Annotated in this window: 17 protein-coding genes and 1 pseudogene; 10 read left to right on the forward strand and 8 right to left on the reverse strand. The window is 39.8% G+C overall.

Features of this window, described 5'->3' with window-relative positions; translation table 11 throughout:
- Window positions 1–121: 121 nt before the first annotated feature.
- From FTV04_RS01755 to FTV04_RS01765, 3 genes are all read right to left on the reverse strand, one after another.
- Window positions 122–1,621 carry a succinate CoA transferase gene (locus FTV04_RS01755; protein WP_180041494.1) on the reverse strand — a complete coding sequence of 500 codons (1,500 nt, stop codon included), beginning with the start codon at window positions 1,619–1,621 and terminating at the stop codon, window positions 122–124.
- A gap of 133 nt (window positions 1,622–1,754) precedes the next feature.
- Entirely contained in the window at window positions 1,755–2,924 is a 1,170-nt protein-coding gene (locus FTV04_RS01760; protein WP_180008861.1) for a thiolase family protein, read from the reverse strand.
- A 101-nt stretch (window positions 2,925–3,025) separates the two neighbouring features.
- The gene (locus FTV04_RS01765) at window positions 3,026–4,804 is read right to left on the reverse strand and encodes an acyl-CoA dehydrogenase C-terminal domain-containing protein (RefSeq protein WP_180011711.1); all 1,779 of its coding nucleotides are present in this window, start codon (window positions 4,802–4,804) and stop codon (window positions 3,026–3,028) included.
- A gap of 606 nt (window positions 4,805–5,410) precedes the next feature.
- Between FTV04_RS01765 and FTV04_RS01770 the strand changes: the two genes are divergently transcribed.
- Window positions 5,411–6,016: a TetR/AcrR family transcriptional regulator gene (locus tag FTV04_RS01770; protein WP_078190941.1), complete on the forward strand. Its 606-nt coding sequence runs from the start codon at window positions 5,411–5,413 to the stop codon at window positions 6,014–6,016.
- A 66-nt stretch (window positions 6,017–6,082) separates the two neighbouring features.
- Here FTV04_RS01770 and FTV04_RS01775 read toward each other — a convergent pair whose 3' ends face one another.
- From FTV04_RS01775 to cysK, 5 genes and pseudogenes are all read right to left on the reverse strand, one after another.
- On the reverse strand, window positions 6,083–6,277 hold the full coding sequence (locus FTV04_RS01775) for a heavy-metal-associated domain-containing protein (RefSeq protein ID WP_180003680.1): 195 nt from the start codon (window positions 6,275–6,277) through the stop codon (window positions 6,083–6,085).
- Between the two features lie 66 nt (window positions 6,278–6,343).
- Entirely contained in the window at window positions 6,344–6,763 is a 420-nt protein-coding gene (gene cueR / locus FTV04_RS01780) for a Cu(I)-responsive transcriptional regulator (protein WP_180003682.1), read from the reverse strand.
- Window position 6,764: 1 nt separating this feature from the next.
- Window positions 6,765–9,203: a copper-translocating P-type ATPase gene (locus FTV04_RS01785; RefSeq protein ID WP_373688110.1), complete on the reverse strand. Its 2,439-nt coding sequence runs from the start codon at window positions 9,201–9,203 to the stop codon at window positions 6,765–6,767.
- A 72-nt stretch (window positions 9,204–9,275) separates the two neighbouring features.
- Window positions 9,276–9,437, reverse strand: a pseudogene (locus tag FTV04_RS16980) (cation transporter); the annotation flags it as partial.
- A gap of 569 nt (window positions 9,438–10,006) precedes the next feature.
- Window positions 10,007–11,005 (reverse strand): cysteine synthase A, encoded by a 999-nt coding sequence (gene cysK / locus FTV04_RS01790; protein WP_180088367.1) that lies wholly within the window; start codon window positions 11,003–11,005, stop codon window positions 10,007–10,009.
- Between the two features lie 282 nt (window positions 11,006–11,287).
- On the opposite strand from cysK, the gene FTV04_RS01795 reads away from it, so the two are divergent.
- From FTV04_RS01795 to FTV04_RS01835, 9 genes are all read left to right on the forward strand, one after another.
- Window positions 11,288–11,605, forward strand: a complete 318-nt coding sequence (locus FTV04_RS01795) for a helix-turn-helix transcriptional regulator (protein ID WP_078193801.1) — start codon at window positions 11,288–11,290, stop codon at window positions 11,603–11,605.
- 302 nt (window positions 11,606–11,907) lie between these two features.
- Entirely contained in the window at window positions 11,908–13,644 is a 1,737-nt protein-coding gene (locus FTV04_RS01800; RefSeq protein ID WP_180088369.1) for a SulP family inorganic anion transporter, read from the forward strand.
- Between the two features lie 204 nt (window positions 13,645–13,848).
- Window positions 13,849–15,042: a serine/threonine transporter SstT gene (sstT, locus tag FTV04_RS01805; protein ID WP_180088371.1), complete on the forward strand. Its 1,194-nt coding sequence runs from the start codon at window positions 13,849–13,851 to the stop codon at window positions 15,040–15,042.
- A gap of 34 nt (window positions 15,043–15,076) precedes the next feature.
- The gene (locus FTV04_RS01810; RefSeq protein WP_180088374.1) at window positions 15,077–15,751 is read left to right on the forward strand and encodes a YoaK family protein; all 675 of its coding nucleotides are present in this window, start codon (window positions 15,077–15,079) and stop codon (window positions 15,749–15,751) included.
- Between the two features lie 12 nt (window positions 15,752–15,763).
- A complete protein-coding gene (locus tag FTV04_RS01815) occupies window positions 15,764–16,300 on the forward strand; it encodes a DUF2058 domain-containing protein (RefSeq protein WP_180088376.1) in 537 nt (178 codons plus the stop codon).
- Between the two features lie 247 nt (window positions 16,301–16,547).
- On the forward strand, window positions 16,548–17,798 hold the full coding sequence (locus tag FTV04_RS01820; protein WP_180027121.1) for a mechanosensitive ion channel family protein: 1,251 nt from the start codon (window positions 16,548–16,550) through the stop codon (window positions 17,796–17,798).
- 635 nt (window positions 17,799–18,433) lie between these two features.
- Window positions 18,434–19,717, forward strand: a complete 1,284-nt coding sequence (locus FTV04_RS01825; protein ID WP_257220935.1) for a sensor domain-containing diguanylate cyclase — start codon at window positions 18,434–18,436, stop codon at window positions 19,715–19,717.
- A gap of 95 nt (window positions 19,718–19,812) precedes the next feature.
- A complete protein-coding gene (locus tag FTV04_RS01830) occupies window positions 19,813–21,687 on the forward strand; it encodes an ABC transporter ATP-binding protein (protein WP_078193808.1) in 1,875 nt (624 codons plus the stop codon).
- Complete coding sequence (locus tag FTV04_RS01835; protein WP_180008877.1) at window positions 21,665–22,114, forward strand: MaoC family dehydratase; 450 nt, start codon at window positions 21,665–21,667, stop codon at window positions 22,112–22,114. Before FTV04_RS01830 ends, FTV04_RS01835 begins: the two co-directional genes overlap by 23 nt.
- Window positions 22,115–22,156: the final 42 nt, after the last annotated feature.

The raw sequence follows: 22,156 nt of genomic DNA on the forward strand, positions 1-22,156 counted from the left end.
CAAAAGTTGCAAACCAAGTCCTACTGTTTTTCTTTTGTCATGTTTTGAAACATTTGTAGTCTTTCATAATAAATAAGCCCACTTGATCGTGGGCTTATTTAAATATTATCAATCTTTAGATTTATACGATTTGACGCATTGAACCGGTTTCTTCAAAAGTGGCATGCCAAGACAAAGCCTCTTTTAAAATATGCGGCGTTTGACCACCACGCTCACATGCGCGTTCAAAGTAGCTCAACAATGCTGCGCGATAATCTGGATGTGCACAGATTTCAATGACTTTACGTGCACGCTCACGTGGTGAAAGACCACGTAAATCTGCCAAGCCCTGCTCTGTAACCACGATGTCAACGTCGTGGTCAGTATGGTCGGTATGACTCACCATTGGCACGACAGATGAAATCGCACCACCTTTTGCAATCGACTTGGTTACGAAAATGGCAATGTGCGCATGACGAGTAAAGTCTCCTGAACCGCCAATACCGTTCATCATTTTCGTACCCGTCACATGGGTCGAATTTACGTTTCCGTAAATGTCAAACTCAAGCGCCGTATTAATCGCAATAATGCCTAAACGTCGAATGATTTCAGGGTTATTGGATAGCTCTTGTGGACGTAACACAATTTTGTCTTTGTACTGATCAAAATTGTTCATCACGTGCTGTGCACAAGGCTCAGATAACGTCATTGAACAGCCTGAGGCAAATTTCATTTTTCCAGAATCAATTAGCTGGAAAGTACAGTCTTGTAGTACTTCTGAATACATTTCCAAATCATGAAAATTCGAATGCTCAAAACCGGCAAATACAGCGTTGGCAATCGAACCCACACCTGACTGTAGCGGGCCTAAATTTTCAGGCAAACGCCCTGCTGCGACTTCACCTTCAAAGAAATCAATCAGATGCTGAGCAATCGCTAGGGTTTCAGCATCAGGTTCATCCATTTTAAACTGGGTATCTGGCAGATCATTCAACACAATAGCTGAAATCTTATCGGGGCTGACATTGATCCCAATCGTACCGATACGTTCACCGACCTGAGTCAGTGGAATTGGCCCACGGTTTGGTCGCACTTTCGGCACATAAATATCATGTACACCTTCTAGCACTGGGTTAATCGTATTATCAATTTCAATAATCACATGATCTGCCATTTCAATGAAATTGGCTGAGTTACCACATGAACCTGTCGGAATAACTTGACCATCTTCTGTAATTGCAGTCGCTGCAATAACGGCCACATTAATGCGCGGTAAATTATGATGACGAATATTATCGGCCATTTCAGACAAGTGTTGGTCAATATACATGACCTCGCCAGCGTTAATGGCTTTACGTAAACCAGGATCTGCCTGATACGGATAACGACGTTCTATCGCATGCGCCGCATTGAGGCGACCATCGATACTATTTCCTAAACTAGCACCCGTTGCCAACGTGATACGAAGAGGATGTGAAACTGCATGATCTGCAAGTGCCAACGGAACCGTCTTTGCCTCACCTGCACCACCAAAACCACTTAAACCAACCACTGAACCATCTTGAATTAACTCAATCGCTTTTTCAGCAGACATTACTTTGTCGCGAAGGGAGAGTAAGCGAATGCGATCTAAACCATTCATAATTAAATCTCAAAAAATAAATATCTCAAAATAAACATCTTTTTTCGCCATCCCAGCGAACTGAGATAGCGTTTGTTATTGCTTATCTAAAAACGTACTTATCTAAAAGCTTACTTATATAAATTGAGGCAAATTAAATCAGTTCAACCGCAATTGCAGTTGCTTCACCGCCACCAATACACAGTGCTGCGACACCTTTTTTACCACCAGTGCGTTTTAAGGCATGAATCAGCGTCACAATAATACGTGAACCTGATGAACCTAGTGGGTGACCAAGTGAGCAAGCACCACCATGAATGTTCACTTTTGCTTCATCTAAGTTAAATCCATCAATCGCCAGCATTGTAACCATAGCAAATGCTTCATTGACTTCCCACAGGTCAACCTCTTGTGCATCCCAACCCGCTTGTGCAAGCACTTTCTCAATAGCACCGACTGGAGCAATCGTGAACTCTGACGGATGCTGTGAATTTGTGGCATAAGCAACGACTTTTGCTAGTGGTTTTAAACCACGTGCTTGAGCCGTTTCTTCTGATGTAACCACCAAAGCAGATGCACCGTCAGAAATTGAGCTGGCATTGGCAGCTGTGATCGTGCCGTCTTTTTTGAATGCAGGACGCAGTGTTGGGATTTTTTCAGGCTTAGCACTTAATGGCTGTTCATCTGTGTCAACAACGACGTCACCTTTACGGCTTTTAACAGTAACTGGCACGATTTCATTTTTGAAGAAACCGCCTTGAATCGCGGCAACGGCTTTATTGAGTGAGTTGATGGCAAAAGCATCTTGCTGTTCACGGGTATAGCCTTTTTTATCTGCCATATCTTGTGCCAGAATACCCATCGATAAACCTGTCTCAGCATCTTCTAAGCCTTCTTGGAACATGTGATCTGTGGTTTTACCATGACCCATACGATAGCCTGAACGCGCTTTTTCAAGTAAATATGGCGCATTTGACATCGACTCCATACCACCAGCAACCACAATATTAGCAGAACCGGCTTTAATCGCATCAGCTGCTTGCATCACCGCCTTCATGCCTGAACCACAAATTTTATTAATCGTGGTGGCACCCGTTGTATCTGGTAAGCCTGCTTGACGCATCGCTTGGCGTGCAGGACCTTGTTTAAGACCAGCCGGTAATACACAGCCAAAAATAACTTCGTCAATATCTGTAGGTTCTAAACCTGCACGTGCAACAACAGCCTGAATCGCTGCAGCACCTAAGTCTGGGGCTGTACAAGATGAAAGTGAACCCTGAAAACCACCCATCGCTGTACGTACGCCATCTACAATTACAATCATTTCTTATTTCATCCTGTTTTAAATCTTTTAACCCCAAGGAACCATGACTGGTTCCTCAGATTTTCCATCTTAATGTTTTTCACAGTGGTTTCGATGAAACCTTAAGATTGAGCGGTGAAGTATTCTTCAGATAGCTGCATGATAAGTTCAGAACCTGCTTTAATGCGTTGAGCACGGGCAGCAAGGTCAGGTAGAACTTTCTCAACATAGAAATCTGCGAGTACCAGTTTGTTTTGGAAGAAGCTCTCTGGTTTTGCAGCAGCAGCTTTGCTAATACGCGCAAACATATACACAAAGCTGAGTAAACCAACAGCGTGCAGGTAATCGACTGCCACCGAACTGCTAAAGTCTGGGGTGGTCTTAGATTGTTCAATAATGAATTGCGTTAATGCTTCAACTTCGTCAGAAACTTGCAATGCTGCAGATTTAACTTTTGAATCAGCCATGGTTGCAGCAAAGTCACGAATTTCAGCAATGTATTCGGCAATAAATGCACCATTACATTTCGTGGTTTTGCGTCCAATTAAATCAATCGCTTGTACGCCATTTGTGCCTTCGTAAATCTGTGAAATACGTAAGTCACGAATGCATTGCTCCATACCCCATTCACGGATATAGCCATGACCACCAAAGCACATTTGCGCTTCTAAAGTAGCTTGTAGGGCTGTATCTGTTAGGTAGGCTTTTGCAATAGGTGTCAATAAAGCCACGCGGTCATTGGCTTTTTTCACAGCAGCTTCATCAGTTGAATATTTTGTAATATCCAGTTGCTGACCAACATACACAGCAAATGCACGAGATGCTTCGTTGTTGGCGCGTACATTCAACAACATACGACGTACATCACCATGTACCAAAATAGAGTCTGCTGGTTTTTCAGGAGATTTCACACCTGTCGCAGAACGACCTTGTAGACGATCAGTCGCATACTGTGCAGCATTTTGGTAAGCAAATTCTGCAGCACCAATCCCTTGGATACCCATCGATAAACGTTCATAGTTCATCATGACAAACATCGCCGCAAGACCTTCGTTTTCTTTACCAACGATATAACCTTTGGCGCCATCAAAGTTCATGACACACGTTGCAGAACCTTTAATACCCATCTTGTGTTCAATTGAACCCGCTGAAACAGCATTGCGTTCACCGACTGAGCCATCGGCATTGACATGGAATTTTGGAACGATAAACAATGAAATACCACGTGAACCCGCAGGTGCATTTGGCGTTTTTGCTAACACAAGATGGATGATGTTTTCACACAGATCATGTTCACCACTGGTGATGAAAATTTTCGTGCCTGTAATGTTAAATGAACCATCTTCATTCGGCTCTGCTTTGGTTTTAATGATCCCCAAATCAGTCCCTGAATGTGGTTCAGTTAAACACATAGTGCCTGACCATTCACCCGTATAAAATTTTGGAAGATAGGTTTCTTTTTGCTCTTGCGAAGCACGGTCATTAATCGCCATACCTGCACCCACAGTCAGTAGTGGATACAACATAAATGATGGATTGGTACTCCAAATCATTTCGTCAGCAAGTACCGTCAACATTTTCGGCATGTTTTGGCCGCCCCATTCTTCAGAAGCGCCTAAACCAACCCAACCACCTTCGGCGAATTGTTTAAAAGCGTCTTTAAACCCTGTAGGCGTAGTAACAACACCATTACTAAACTGCGCACCACCTTCTTCATCGGCTGTACGGTTCAAGTCTAGAATAACGTTTTTAGAAAACTTAGCCATTTCTTCTAAAATAGCATTTGCAGTCGCCATATCAATATGAGCTAAGTTTTCATTTGACTGCCAGAACTCATCTGCATTGAATACATCATTTAAGATGAAGTCCATGTCCTTTAACGGCGCATTGTATATTGGCATTGTACTTTCCTTTTCTACAGGCTTTGTCAGCGTCTTTGACAAAGTACTTTTTTAAAGTTGCACGCTCCCGCACAAAATCATCAAATCAATTTTGTGTGGATTTTTTTAAAGATCTGTTTTTTCAGATAGATATCTAAAAAGAATATAGATAATGTGTTTTTACCGACAAGTGAAAAATAACCACCTGATATTTTGAGCAGCATTATTTTATTACACTTAAATAAATTTATTGAGTTGACTAAATTTATAATTGGTAATTGATTAAAACCAAACATAATAGTACCCATAATCATGTTTAATTTAGGTTGTATTAATAACATAACAACCAAGACCGTTTTGTTAAATGCTGCTTTTGTTGTAAAAGCGAAAAGACAATAAATTAAAAAAAATAAAAATGGAATTTTATTTCAAAAAAATGACCTCAAGGGTTCAGTTTTATTGACATTAATTTTATGCTATGAATTCTATATGCTTTACGCACTCTACTAATGTGTTTATTTTTAAACCAATTTATGTAATATTTGAGACCATAGTGGAATGTAAGATTCACAAGATTTAGCTTAAGCTAGGCTTGTTCACCCTCAAGCTGTTTATGGAACAGGTATCATGAGTTCAGTACGCCAACAAAATTTTATCCTTCGCAAGGAAAAAATTTTAGCCATGGCAGAAACCCTGCTATTAGATAATAATCAAGACATCACCTTAAGTGAGTTAGCTTGTGAACTAGATATTGCCAAAGGCACGATTTATAAACATTTTAAAAGTAAAAACCAATTATATTTAGAACTGATTATCTTAAATGAAAAACGATTATTAGAAATTTCAAAAAAATATAATCATGATATTAAAACTTATGTTTCACAATATATGCTTTATAATATGTTGAATTCTAATCGAACTATATTATTACATGTCATTGAAGAACGTCTAACCAATAATGAACGTAAATTAAAAGAGTTATTTGAAGAGCTCTATCGTGTCCGTGAAGAACGTATTATTGAAATTAAGGACATGACCAGTGATTATTTAAAATCACTTGAAAGCGCAATGTCGATACGTGATTATTTATCCTATATTTGGACGGTCACTTATGGTGCATCCCTACTCCTTAATTCGACGCATTATCAAAAATCAATCGGTTCACGTGAACGTTTAATCAAGCTATATATTAATCAGGCGCTGATGACGCCAGATAAAATTTCAGCCGTATAAAATTGATTGAGAAATAAAAAAGCCGAACAACTTTTCGGCTTTTTTATATATTGCACAATATCTAAGTTATGCAATCACAGGTGGGAAACCATCTTCGGTTAAAGCGCTAATCAATTGCTCTGCACTAGCACTGGATTCAACCTCAACTAATTTAGTGGCTACATCAATAGTGACCGTTGCATTTTCATCTAAGTCTTTAATCGTTGCTGTCACGCTACGTGCGCAACCACCACATGTCATATTATCAATACGAAATTTCATGCTGTTCATCCTTCTTTTCTAATAACAACACTATAAACCTTGCCACGATTGTAAGGTCAAGCGGGTTTAAATCTTTGCTGTATGGCAGCACTCAGCCATGCCCGTTTCGATTTGATTTAAAATCGTACAATCGGCTTGATCATTACCGGCACAGCCATCGACGGACTGTTGCAAGATCTCAACCATGGCCTGTAAGTCTGCGATTTTTTGATTTAAGGTCTGGATGTGTTTTAACGCCAATGCTTTAACTTCTACACTTTGCCGACTTTGATTTTTCCAAAGCCCAAGTAAATCTTTCATTTGTTCAGAAGAAAAACCTAAATCACGCGCATGTCTTAAGAAACTCAAGGTTTTAATATCGGCTTCCGAGTAAATTCGATAGCCTGCATCAGTGCGCTGCGCATTATTTAACAGCCCAATCGATTCATAATAGCGGATCATTTTTGCAGAAATGCCCGATGCTTTCGCTGCTTGTCCAATATTCATCTCAAGACTCCTGAAAAACTGGCCCTTTAAATGCTTTTAAACGCAAGGCATTCGACACAACAAACACCGATGAAAGTGCCATTGCACCTGCTGCGAACATAGGTGAAAGCAGTATGCCAAAGAATGGATATAACACACCTGCAGCGACAGGAATCAATGCTGCATTGTAAATAAATGCCCAAAATAGGTTTTGGCGAATATTATTCATCGTCGCTGTGCTCAGTGCGATTGCTGTCGGTACCATTTGTAAATTACCCGACATGAGCACCACGTCCGCAGCCTCTATCGCCACATCTGTCCCTGTACCAATCGCCATGCCCACATCTGCTTGCGCAAGTGCAGGCGCATCATTAATACCATCGCCCACAAAACAAACAACACCATGTTCTTTTTGCAATTGTTGTACAGATTGCACTTTTTGGTCTGGCATTACTTCAGCGATCACATGATCAATCTTCAACTGTCGTGCTATCGCAGTGGCAGTATGTCGGTTATCGCCTGTAATCATGGCCACTTTCAGCCCTAAATCATGCAAAGCTTGAATGGCTGTAAAGGTTGTAGCTTTGATCGGGTCGGCAACAGCAACAATGGCAGCAAGCTGTTGATCGATCGATACATAGAGCGGGGTTTTCCCTTCATTGCCCATGCGTTCCGCCAGTGATGAAAAGATTTGTGTATCTAAACCAAGTTTATGCATCAAATGATCTGCACCGATATAAATGCTTTGTCCTTCAACAACGGCCTGAATCCCAGCACCAGTCACGGAATCAAACTGTTCAACCTCTAAAAGTTGCACTTGCATCTCTTTCGCAGCTTGTACGATGGCATAGGCAATTGGATGTTCAGATTTCTGCTCTACGGAGGCCAATAACTGAAATACACGATCTTTATCAAATGCTTCAGTGACTTCAAAATCTGTCAGTTTCGGTTTACCTTCCGTCAATGTCCCAGTTTTATCGACCGCAACCACTTGCGTATTTTTGAGTTGTTGTAAGGCTTCACCTTTACGGAACAATACTCCAAGCTCTGCACCTCGCCCTGTACCGACCATAATAGACGTTGGCGTTGCCAAACCCATTGCACATGGACATGCGATGATCAGAACTGCTACAGCATTGACTAATGCATAGGTTAAACTCGGTTCAGGTCCTACAACATACCAAACTAAAAAGGTGATCAACGCCAACGCCATCACCACCGGTACAAACCATAAAGTGACTTTATCCACCAAAGCTTGAATTGGTAATTTTGAACCCTGAGCCTGTTCGACCATATGGATAATTTGTGCCAAAACAGAATCTTGACCCACCGCAGTGGCTTGTATTTTCAATGCCCCATTTTGGTTAATCGTTCCACCGACAACTTGATCACCGGCTTTTTTCTCGACCGGAATCGGCTCTCCACTGATCATGGATTCATCAATATAACTATTCCCAGACACCACTGAACCATCGACTGGGCAACGTTCACCAGGCCGTATTTCAATCAACATACCTGTTTCAACATCACTAATCGGTAAATCTATATAGCTACCAGATTGCTCTACACGTGCTGTTTTGGGTTGCATGCCAACTAAGTATTGAATAGCTTGCGATGTTTTACCTTTGGCCTTCGCCTCCATAAAACGACCCAACAGAATCAACGCCACAATCACTGCAGCTGCTTCAAAGTACACATGAACCGTACCTTGTGGTAATAATTGCGGAGCAAATGTTGCAACGCAAGAAAAACTATAAGCAGATAAAGTCCCGACTGCGACCAAGGAATTCATATCCGGGGCAAGTCGAGCAAGTGCAGGTATGCCGTGCTGGTAAAAGCGTCTTCCGGGTAGGATTAAGACCAAAGTGGTTAATATAAACTGAATATACCAACTATTTTGTGTGCCTAAATTATGCGCAATAAAATGATGAAAAGCTGGAATCATGTGTGATCCCATCTCCAAGATAAAAACAGGAACAGCAAGTACCAATGCGATGATTAAATCACGCTTGAGTAACCGAGCTTCGTCGGCTTTTTTTTCTGCCATTGTCGGTTGTTGCTGCGTAGCAATGCTAGCACTGTATCCCGCTTTTTTAACTGCCGCGATCAATTCTTGTGTTTTTGAAGCGGGAGCCTGAACAAAGGCTTTTTCACTGGCTAAATTTACCGTTGCTTTATTGACACCGTCTACAGCGTTTAAGGCTTTTTCAACCCGTGCCACACATGAAGCACAGGTCATTCCATCAATATTTAATTCAATATTGGGCTGTGCAATATGAAAACCTGCTTTTTCTACAGACTTCGCCAATGCAGAATTTTCAACAGATGCCAATGCCGTAATCGTGGCTTTTTCAGTTGCTAAATTCACTTTTGCATCGATGACTTCTGGAACTACCTTTAAGGCTTTTTCAACACGTGCAACACACGATGCGCAAGTCATTCCTTCAATTTCAAGTTCAATCTGCTTTTGTGCAACGCCAAAACCTGCCTTTTCAACGGCCTGAATTACAGCAGGATAATCCACATTTTTATCACTCTGAACATGTGCTGTTTCAGTGGCTAAATTCACTTGAGCCTCGGTGATGCCATCGACTTTTTTTAAGGCTTTTTCCACCCGTGCCACACAAGAAGCACAGGTCATCCCTTCAATAGCAAGTGTGCCGTCAAAAAGTTTGCGTTCTGTCGAATCTGTCATGGCAACATCCCAATCATATGTGCTTGTTTTAGGCTATAGCTTAAACTTTACCACAATGGGAAGGTCAAGTTTTTCTGACTCACAGCAAGGCTTTTCTTTAAGGTATAAAATTGCGAAGATTTAAAAACATAATCAATAATATTGAATAATGATTATTCAATTAGTTTATTTTTCTGATATTAAAACTACACCTTTCCTCATTATTCAGTAAGATAGAGATTCGTGACCACCAAACGAATTACTCTCTTTCGCATGTACAAACTGTCGAACATTTGCTTTAACTGCGCATATTTGTGTGCTTTTTTATTTTTAATTTTAAGTTGGAGTCTAGATCATATTGATGTTTGGCTCACTCAAGTGGTTATCCCTGCTGTCACGATATGCATACTCTTAGGCTTCCTGTTTAAATATATCGCTCGAAAGTTAGGATATGAACCGCCTAAACGAAAAATAAAACAACAAAATGCCAAAAACGATGATCAAGACGCGGCTTAAGATACTTATAAATAACGAAATCATCAATAAAAAAGCCCATTCAATTGAACGGGCTTTTTTTCATGTCAGAATTATTAGTCAGCACTAATATCTTCAAATAAAACTGAAGAAAGGTAACGTTCACCACCATCCGGTAAAATGACCACAATGGTTTTGCCTGCATTCTCAGGACGTGCAGCAAGTTTTGCCGCAGCTGCCATTGCCGCGCCACTAGAGATACCCACTAAAATACCGTCATGAGTAGCCGTTTTACGCGCCCACTCAATTGCTTCAGCACTTTCAATACCGATCACTTCATCAACAAGGTTTAGATCTAAGTTACCCGGAATAAAGTTAGCGCCAATCCCCTGAATTTTATGTGGCCCAGGAGTCAGTGTTTCGCCTTTTTTCGCTTGGGCGATAATCGGAGATTCAGCCGGTTCTACCGCAACAGAATAAAGCGGCTGATTTTTCACTTTTTCAAAATAGCTTGAAATGCCTGAAATCGTACCGCCTGTACCTACACCCGATACTAAAATATCCACTTTACCACCAGTTGCTTCCCAAATTTCTGGGCCAGTGGTCAATTCATGAATTTTAGGGTTTGCAGGGTTTTCAAACTGTTGTGGTAAATAATACGTTTCAGGATGTTCGGCAACGAGGCGCTGTGCTTCTTCGACTGCACCTTTCATGCCTTTAGCAGGTTCAGTCAATACGAGATTTGCACCAAAAGATTTCAACACCTTACGGCGTTCGATACTCATACTTGCTGGCATGGTTAAAGTAATCTCATAACCTTTCGCTGCTGCAACAAATGCCAAAGCAATGCCTGTATTGCCACTTGTAGGTTCTACAATATGCATACCCGGTTTTAATAAACTTTTTTCTTCTGCATCTGCAATGAGAGCTGCACCTACACGACATTTCACTGAAAATGCTGGGTTACGGCTTTCAACTTTAGCCAAGACCGTTGCATCTGACTGAATCGCACGATTAATACGAACTAAAGGTGTATTACCAATCGCTTCAGCGTTATTACTATATACCGCGATACCTAAATTACTCGTTGCTGGAAAAGCTGAATCTGTTGTCATGACTATTTATCCCTTATGTATTTATTGAATACGATCTTTAGATGATACAATTATTTTCAAAGTGTGCATGATTTTTTAAGCTAATGTCTTATATTTATGTGCATTTTGTGAAAGCTTGCACTAAAATCAAGCAATAAATTTAACTGATTAACTAAATTTAAACTTATAAAAATTAATGATATTTGATTTCATAAAAAACCATAGAAATTGTCTTATTTATTCAATGTATTAAGCCGTGATATCCGTATACTTGAGCTGTTGTTAATCGTATGGACATATCCAATGAATACCGATCTGGAAATCACTACTATGCGTGATTCTGCCGAATTAGTCGTGGGCGTTTTAAAGTCGCTGGCAAATACGGATCGTCTACTAATTTTATGTCATCTAGCACAGCAAGAATTGAATGTGTCTCAGATTGAAGAAATCACTGATATTAAACAGCCAACCCTCTCACAACAACTGATGATGTTACGCAAAAGTGATGTTGTGACCACGCGTCGTGATGGAAAGCAAATTTATTATTCAATTAAAGATGCAAATTTAGTTCAAGTTCTCAATACTCTTTACCAATTGTATTGCAACCAATCTTATAAATAACACTCAGTTATTTTAAAATTTCAAGCCAGACATGCTGTTCTTGCACCACTATAGATGAATTATCGCAATGGACAGCAATTCAATATCTCAATTTACCCTCCAAACTTCTTCAAAATATCTATATTTATATCGAATATCCAAAGCTTTAAATCAGCTCATACTTTTCATTAATTCATTTAAAATGATGGTTTCTTACATATCCCGTAAATAAGCAGCGATATTGTACGGTCAAAATTTATTGCACAAGACTTCTTAGCATTTTTTATGCATAATATATATGAAATTGTGATTTAGATAAGTTTATGTCAGATTTAAAACCCCATTTCTTACAGAAATTTCCTGCTTGGCAGTGGTTACAGCACTACAGCCCAGTGAAATTTAAATCTGATGTACTTGCTTCGCTGATCGTGATTGCCATGTTAGTCCCTCAAGGTATGGCCTATTCCATGCTGGCAGGTTTACCTCCAATCATGGGTTTATATGCCAGTATTTTACCGATGATTGTCTACGCCCTCATTGGTGGAAGCTCAACCTTATCGATAGGCCCTGTGGCAATCATTTCGATGATGACTTTCGCCACGCTCAATCCGCTATTTGAAGTTGGTTCGCCTGTTTATATTGAAGCCGCTACACTTTTGGCCTTAATGGTCGGCCTGATTTCTCTGCTGCTAGGTGTACTACGTTTTGGTTTTTTAATTCAGCTGATCAGTCATCCTGTCATTAAAAGCTTCATTATTGCTTCGGCTCTGCTCATTGCACTGGGTCAGTTTAAGTTTCTCGTCGATGTCCCGCTAAAAGCCAACAACATCCCTGAGTTTGTTTTAAGTTTGTGGGAATATCTGAGTTTGACTCACTTTGCTTCACTCATCTTTGGTGTGCTGGCCATACTGTTTTTAATCTATGTACCAAAAATGTTGGCCACTCAATCAATTCAATCTCGATTCGGCTCTACGGCCTTTCTAAGTAAAGCACTGCCATTGATACTAGTGGTGATCTCAATTGCATCGGTGATGTTATTTGACCTGCAAAATGTCGGCATTAAAACCGTCGGTGAAATTCCTTCAGGATTTCCACCCTTAAGCTTTCCACATTGGAACTGGGAACTGGTACAAACCTTACTGCCCGGTGCAACAATGATTGCCATGATCAGTTTTGTTGAGTCACTGTCTATTGCCCAAGCCACTGCCTTACAACAACGAAGCCAACTCAACAGTAACCAAGAGTTGGTCGCTCTAGGTTTAGCCAATCTAAGCGCTGGGGTTAGCTCTGCCTTTCCAGTGACGGGTAGCTTATCTCGTACAGTGGTTAATGCAGATGCAGGTGCAAAAACCCCGATTGCAGGTGTGTTGTCGTCATTGCTGATTATCGTTGTCAGTCTCTACTTCACTGGTTTTTTCCAAGACTTACCTTTAGTGATCTTGGCGGCCACAATTATTGTTTCCATTTGGAAATTAGTCGACTTTAAACCTTTTGTGGATACATGGCGTTATTCAAAAGCTGACGGGATTGCGATGTGGGTGACCTTTTTCGGTGTGGTGTGTATCGATATTTCTACAGGTCTCATTATTGGCATCATTTCTACCTTTATTCTGTTGTTATGGCGCATCAGTCGTCCACATATTGCGGTGATCGGTTTAGTCGAGGGCACACAGCACTTCCGCAATGTACAGCGCCATCATGTCTATACCGCACCACATATTCTCTCGCTCCGTATAGATGAAAATATCTCGTTTTTAAATGCCAATACGCTTAAAGGTTTCCTGATCAATGAAGTCAGTGAAAATATTGATCTAGAGCATGTTGTTATCAACTGCTCAAGCGTCAGTTCAATTGACCTCAGTGCCTTAGAAATGTTGGAAGATTTAAATGCTGAATTATCAAAATTAGATATTCGACTGCATTTTTCCGAGGTCAAAGGCCCTGTCATGGACAAATTGCAGCACTCAAAATTACTCACGCATTTGAGTGGTCAAATTTTTCTCACCCACTATCAAGCCGTTACAGAGCTTGCGACAGCCAGTTCTGAGTACCAAATTTAAAGGCCTATTAGCTCACTGTTTAATCAATGCGAATTTTATAAACAGTGAGTTTTGAAGGGTTTACATTTTAATACACAAAAATAGATTATAAAAAACAAAGGTTTATTTTTAAATTAAATTATTTTTTAAGCATTCCATATTTTCGTATAAAATACAGCACTAATTTTCATCATTTTGTCATTGTAATTCTGACAAGGCTCTCCTATGTTTTCAGCATTTACACGCTTGAGTTTAGTAACCCGAATTATTATCGCCATTATTTTAGGTGTATTGGTTGCTGTTGTGGCTCCGGGCGTTGCACCCTATTTAAGTTTGCTTGGTGATTTATTCATTAAGGCATTGAAATCCGTAGCACCGATACTGGTCTTTGTACTTGTACTGTCATCCATTGCAAATTTCAAAGTGGGTAGCAGTAATTCTTACATTAAACCGATTATGTTGATGTACGCTATTGGTATGTTCCTTGCTGCTTTAAGTTCAGTAGTAGCAAGCCTTTTATTCCCTAGTACATTAATTCTTGATGTTGCTGCAGAAAACCTTGTGCCGCCAGGCAGTCTTGCTGAAATATTGAAAAACTTATTATTAAGTTTTGTCGCAAACCCTGTTACAGCAATTTCTGAAGCAAATTTCATTGGTATTTTGGCTTGGGCTGTTGCCTTAGGTATTGCATTTCGTCATGCATCAGAGAACACCAAAGTCTTTTTATCTGACGCTGCTGATGCGGTGAATAAAGTAATCCGTTTAGTGATTAACTTTGCACCTGTAGGTATCTTTGGTTTGGTTGCTGTTACATTTGCCGATTCAGGTTTGAAAACACTGATTAGCTATGCACACTTACTTGCGGTCTTAATTGGTACCATGTTGTTTGTTGCCTTGGCCATCAATCCACTAATGGTGGCATTTATTACCCGCTCAAATCCGTTCCCATTGGTTTTCCAATGTTTACGTGAAAGTGGTATCACTGCATTCTTTACACGTAGTTCAGCTGCAAACATTCCTGTAAACCTTGACCTTGCAAAGCGTCTTGGTGTCCCCGAATCAACTGCAAGTGTAGCAATTCCTTTAGGTGCAACTGTCAATATGGCAGGTGCATCAGTCACAATTACAGTCCTCACTCTAGCAGCAGTTCATACTTTGGGCATTTCTGTTGATTTCAGCACCATGTTGATTTTATCAGTCGTTGCTACCGTTTCTGCATGTGGTGCTTCAGGTGTTGCTGGTGGTTCATTGCTGCTTATTCCAGTGGCTTGTGGCCTGTTTGGTATTTCAAGCGATATCGCGATGCAAGTTGTTGCCATTGGTATGGTCATTAGTGTACTTCAAGATTCAACTGAAACAGCTTTAAACTCTTCGACTGACGTATTATTTACAGCTGCAGTAGACCGTGGTTTAAGATAATATCCTGATATTGGATACTTTTTAAGGCGAGGCCATGCCTTTTCAGACTTTACCGCTTTGGATACAACTGGGTGCTTTTTTCCTCGCAGTGAATGCAGGAATGATTAATGTACTTGGACTGGTGACCATCTTGCACCAGTCGGTATCTCACATGACGGGTAATGTCAGTATGTTAGCCATGGCCTTCATTGCATGGCAGCCAGCTACGATTATTTATTTGATTTTAGTCTTGCTCTGTTATGTGATTGGCTCATTTTATAGTGGGCTTATTCTTGGAAATAGTCACTTTAGCTTAACGCGACGTTATGGCGTCCCATTAAGCTTGGTGGCTTTTTTTATTGTCCTATGTTGGCTACTATTGCCCTATTTTCCACGTTACGCTTTGCTTTGGGCATGTGTGGCTATGGGTGTACAAAATGCAATGGTTAGCCACTATAAAGGTACCATTATTCGTACCACACACCTTTCTGGTGTTTTGACGGACTTAGGTTTGGCTTTGGGTTATAAAGCCCGTGGACTTCCGGTTGAGTCGAAACGTGTGGTCTTACATGTATTAATTTTGGCGGGATTTATCGTTGGTGGCATACTTGCCAGTTGGCTTTATCCTTATTTAAAATTAAACGCATTCTTGATTCCTGCCGTACTCAGTTTAATCATGAGCGCGGTATATTGGATCATCTATTTTCATTATCGACATATACACGATTAGTTGGAACGTACTATGGTTAAAAATGCATTACAGGCGCAACTGCTTAAAGCAGGTCTGGTCGATAATAAAAAGGCAAAAAAATTGTCTAAACAAGCCGTACATGAAAAACGTACTGGTGAAAGTAAAGATGCTGAAATCAAGGTGAAAATTGAGCAAGATCAGCAGCAGAAAATGGCCAAAGATCATGCTTTAGAGCAAGATCGTAAAGCAGTTTTGCAAGAAAAAGAATTAAAAGCTGCCATCATGCAAATGATTAATCAGCATAAAATTCGTGATACCGATGGCGAATCGACCTATCAATTTATCGATGATGCCAAGATCAAAAAGCTTTATATCAATCAGCAAATTTATAATGCCCTTGTTGCGGGTAGTCTTGTTATTGCACGGGAAAATAGCAACTATGCTTTTTTACCAAAAGAATTAGCCGACCGTATTAATGCGAAAATGGAAGGCTTTATTATTGTGAATAATTCTGAAGTGAATGAACAAACCACGGATGAAGAAGATCCGTATGCAGCTTATGTAATTCCTGATGATTTAATGTGGTAAGCACTTCAAATCGCCAATGAAGCTCCCGATTCGGGGGCTTTTTTTTATCAACATTAATCTTTTTCAGTCCATAAATATCGGTTATACCTTCAAAAAATCATTCCTTAGCACCCAATAAGTAACATTATGGACTATACATGTCGTAACTCCGTAAATTTTACGAGTATAAAATTGCTTATATAATCACCACAATTACAATAGTTTGATCATTAACCCTTTCATTTACTTCAATAAGAGTAGGATAATTTTGGAAAAATTTCAGTTCATTAAAAATATTCAAGATTGGTCAGATCAATACCCTTGGTTAGAAATGCTGACATCGCTCAGTTTCATTATTATTTTTGCCATCATTGCAAATTTTATCGCCAAGCAAATTGTGGTACGTGGTATTCGTAAGCTCGTGTCTAAAATGGCCTTTAGCCACAGTCAAATTTTGTCAGAACATAGTGTGATTAAACGCTTTGCCAACATTGTTCCAGCAATTGTAATCTTAAATGGCATAACCACAGTCCCACATTTATCTGTGAAGTTCATCTCAATCGTGCAAATGGCTTGTCAGGCTTTTATCTTCTTGACCATTGCTTTGGCAATTTCTGAATTACTGAATATTTTTAATCTGATTTACCAACGTAATCCAAAATCTAGAAACAAACCGATTAAAGGCTATTTGCAGTTGGTCAAATTGATTATTTTTTTGGTGTGTGGCCTGATGATTTTAGGTACTTTCTTGAAAAAAGATGTATTTACATTACTCGCAGGCTTTGGTGCTATGGCGGCCGTGCTCATGTTGGTTTTTCAGAACACCATTTTGTCACTGGTGGCTTCGGTACAAATTTCTTCTTATGATATGGTGCGAATTGGTGACTGGATTGAAATGCCCTCGCTCAATGCGGATGGCGATGTCATTGATATGTCATTACATACCATTACCGTGCAGAACTTTGATAAGACCTTTACCACGATTCCAACCAATAAACTGGTGACTGACACCTTTAAAAACTGGCGTGGTATGGCACAGTCTGGTGTGCGCCGTATCAAACGCTCGCTTTATATCGATCAAAGCTCTATTCATTTCATGACTCAGGATGAGCAAAATAAACTCAAAGAATTTTTATTATTAGATCAATATCTTGATCATAAGCATGAAGAGCTTGCTCAGTTTAATCAGCAACTTTCCAATCAGTCGCAATATAATCAGCGCCGTTTAACCAATCTTGGGACCTTTCGTGCCTATGTAGAATTTTATTTACAACAGCATTCAGGCATTGCCCAACACCAAACGATTTTGGTGCGTCAGTTACAACCCACGAGTGAAGGCATTCCTTTAGAGATTTATGCTTTTAGTAAAACTATTGCATGGAAAGATTATGAAGCGATTCAATCGGATATCTTTGACCATCTGATCGCAATCACACCTGAGTTTGGACTTAAAATCTATCAAGCCCCTTCTAGTGCCGATTTTAAAGCCCTCGTTCAACCAAATGTCGATAAAAGCTAAGACTTAATTGCGCATCTCCCCATGTATATTTGAAGAAGAAATTCTTTAGGTTAAAGAATTCACAATGTCGATTGAATATATATTGGGGGCGTTTTCTTTAAAAGCTATTCGACATCTGCTAGTGCTTTTTTATCGCGCAATGCAAGGATTTAGAGCAGGCTAGATAAATGCGCTGATCGTATAATTTCCTAAAAATATAATGCATCTGAAACAACTAAAAATAATTAACTGATGTTACGCACATAACAGTAATTTCACATTTTAAAAATGATTTTTAATTCTATTCGACGGAGTCTTACATCTAGGGGGTGAATAAAGGGATTAGCCTTCGGCTGGAGGTACTTTTGTTTTGGCAAAAGCACCCAAAACCATTGTCATCCGCAAAACTCGTTCACTAGCGTCAAATTATTCAAAGTATCGCAAAAACATTTTTGATTAGAAGAAGTGCTGTCTCAAACACTTGCGGATGACGTTACCGCGTATCATACTTTTATTTAAATCAAATTACGCTTCTGGTGTTACTGCGTAACATCAGTAATTAAAAAAACCCAAACAAATACTATACAAATGTAGACAATTTTAGATACTATTTGTTAACAGTTGCATAAAAACGCTTCTAAAATAGGAGCTTGGTCATGGAAGGCCCCAAGAAACCTTCTCAGAAATCAGTTAAAAACGAATCACAATTACTCATAGAATCGATGAATCGCACTTCTGCCAAACATACGCTCATACAGGCAGAAGCATGTGATTTAGAGAATCGTGTCCGTATTGAGCGTGCTTTATCCGACCCGATTGCACGTATTCCGGCACAGTTTAAAAATGCTTATTACAAATTTTTGTACTACAACCAGAAAGACTATTTAAAGCAGGTCAACTATTTCGCTCAATTGGCATTTTTAATCTATTTTTGGGCAGATCGCTATGTGCTGCCAGACGTAGAAATGCTTTCAGGTGTGATTCGTATTATTGCCATTATAGGTGCATTTAGCCTGAACTATGTTCTGTTTAAATATATCAAACAGATTAAATTGCTCGATTTGATTTTGCCACTCGCCACTTGCCTTTCAGCGATTCTCTGGTTTGAGATATTACTTCAGTCGCAAAATGAACTGGTGCATAGCTATCAATATGCCGCCATTATTTTGATTGTATTGGGTAATTTAAGTATTCATGTGCATTTTCGCCCTTCGATCATGACCTCTGCCATGATCTCGGCAGCGATACTTTTTGGCGCATGGCGCACTAATGATTTTGGTGATTTTACGATTTTTTTATTGGTGTATATTCCTGTGCTGCTATTCAGTATGTATATCTGCTGGAACTCAACGCTGAACTCTCGTAAAACCTTTCTAAGAGCGCTGCTAGATGACTGGAACTTTCATACCCTTCGCAAAATTGCCCATACGGATGAATTAACCCAGTTAAGTAATCGTCGCCAATTTGTACATGCCGCCAATAAAAAAATCCAAGAAACCCCGATGACGGTCTGCACCAGTCTATTGATTTTTGATGTCGATCATTTTAAAGCGATTAATGATCAATACGGACATGATGTCGGCGATCAAGTGCTATGCCAAATTGCTGAAATTGCACGTAAAGAAATGCGGTTTTACGATATGTTGGCACGTTTTGGAGGTGAAGAATTTATTGTACTTTTGCCTTATACCGTCCCAGAAGATGCATTAAAAATTGCTGAACGGTTAAGACATAAAATGGAACAATACCAGTTTTATATAGATGGTCAATTGGTGAAATTTTCGATCTCCATTGGTGTTTCCAAAATTGACCCTAACCACGCCAAACTTGATCAGTTAATTAAACAAGCCGATATTGCTCTATACGAAGCAAAACGCCAAGGTCGTAATCGGGTTGTACATTTTAATTCTATGAACTTTTGCAGCCAAGCTTTTAAGTAAATAAACAAATCAAAATGGAGAAAAACCAGCGAATCCATTACACTCAGAGCTGAAGAAAGAAAGATTAATTACAGCAAAATTCTCAGGTTATCTGCATGCTTAAATGGTTTGAAAATTTAGTTGACGCTTATCCTGAACAGGACTTGAATAAACCATTGCCGACAAAATTTTTCCCCTTTGTATGGCAAGCTGCGACGGGTGTAAAAAAATACCTATTGTTATTGGTACTCTGTACAGCAGGTGTAGCGAGTTTTGAAGCACTGCTTTATTCCAAAATTGGCGAATTAGTCAATTGGATCAGTAAGTCTCAACCTGAAACCTTTTTACAGCAGCACCAGACGAATCTGACCATTTTAAGCTTTATTTTATTGGCAAATATCTTCTTTTCTTGCCTTCAAACCATTATTAAACATCAGATTCTATATAGCACCTTTCCAATGCGCCTACGTTGGAGATTTCATAACTTATTACTGAAACAAAGTTTAGATTTCTTCCACAACGACTTTGCAGGTCGTTTATCTGCCAAAGTCATGCAAACTTCACTGGCTGTACGTGAGTTTTGGATTATTCTTGGTGACATGTTGGCCTATGTCTTCATTTACCTGATTTCGATCACCGTGATTTTAGGTGCTATATCGCCACTGTTGATTGTTCCATTATTACTTTGGCTGGCTTTATTTATTGGTTCTGCATGCTATTTCATCCCAAAATTAAGCAAAATTTCAAATGAACAAGCCAATGCACGCGCAGTAATGACTGGTCGTGTCACCGATGCCTACACCAATATTCAAACAGTGAAATTATTTGCCCATGCGGGCCGTGAAAGCCAATATGCCAAAGCCTCAATGAAAGAATTTATGGTGACGGTGTATAAGCAAATGCGACTTGCTGCAAAATACAACATCGCGACGAATTTGCTGATCATTGTTTTATATGGTGGCGTACTTGGAACAGCCGTTTGGCTCTGGATGGATGGTCAAGCTGAGCTTGGGGTCATTGCAGCAGCGACCGCCATGATTTTAAAACTCAGTAGTATTTCCGAGTTTATGATGTGGCAAACATCTGCCCTATTTGAAAATGTCGGGACCATTCAAGATGGGATGAAAACCATGGGCCGCCCAATTCATATTCAAGATAAAGCTGATGCAACCGACTTAAAAGTACAGCAAGGCGAAATTAAATTTGAAGATGTCAGTTTTGCTTATAATGATAAAAAGGTCATCAATCAATTTAATTTAACCATTCGACCAGGTGAAAAAATCGGTATAGTCGGGCGTTCAGGTGCCGGAAAATCGACATTAATTCAACTTTTACTCCACTTTTATGATATCAATCATGGTCGTATTTCGATTGATGGCCAAAATATAGAAGATATTACTCAAGATAGCTTGAGAAAAAATATTGCTTTGGTGACCCAAGACACCTCGTTATTGCATCGCACGGTTGAAGAAAATATTAAATATGGCCGTCCGAATGCGACTGATGAAGAAATGTATGATGCAGTACGCAAAGCGAAAGCTGATGAATTCATTCCTCAATTGATCGATTTACGTGGTCAACGTGGCTATGACGCATTTGTTGGTGAACGTGGTGTTAAATTATCTGGCGGTCAGCGTCAACGTATTGCAATTGCTCGAGTATTTTTAAAAGACGCACCAATTTTAATTTTAGATGAAGCCACAAGTGCGCTCGATTCAGAAGTCGAAGCTGCGATTCAATCGAGTTTAGATGATTTGATGCAAGGCAAAACTGTGATTGCCATTGCGCATCGACTGTCAACAATTGCGCAAATGGATCGATTGATTGTCTTGGATCAAGGACGTATTGCTGAGCAAGGCACCCATGAAGAGCTTGTCGCTTTGAATGGTATTTATGCACACTTGTGGCAGCGTCAAACCGGTGGATTTTTAATAGAACAACATAAAGTAGAATCAAAGGAAGATGAAAATGCTGTATCTGGAAGACCTTAAAGTTGGTGATCACTTTAGCAGTCGTGAATATGAAATGACTGTTGAAGAAATCAAGCAATTTGCCAACGCTTTTGATCCTCAGGAATTTCATACAGATGAAGTCAAAGCCCAACAGCACCCGATCTTTCAAGGGCTAGCGGCAAGTGGTTGGCATACTGCTGCTGTAACAATGCGCTTATGGACTGAATGTTTCCTTGTGGCTTATGGCTTAATTGGCTCTGAATCAAGTCTGCGTTGGCCGCGCCCAACACGTCCGGGGGATAAAATTCGTGTAGAAGTTGAAATATCTGCAATTACTCCGTCGAAAAGTAAGACAGACCGCGGCATTGTGACCTATGTTACGCAAGCGCTCAATCAGCACAATGACGTTCTTTATATGTCTACGACCAAAATTGTGGTCTTTTCCAAAGATTTTAAACCGAATTAATCCTTAACGGCCTACTTTACAACGCTAAGGTAGGCCGCTATA

Source organism: Acinetobacter sp. YH12219 (genome assembly GCF_013417875.1).
In the GTDB taxonomy this organism is placed as follows: domain Bacteria; phylum Pseudomonadota; class Gammaproteobacteria; order Pseudomonadales; family Moraxellaceae; genus Acinetobacter; species Acinetobacter amyesii.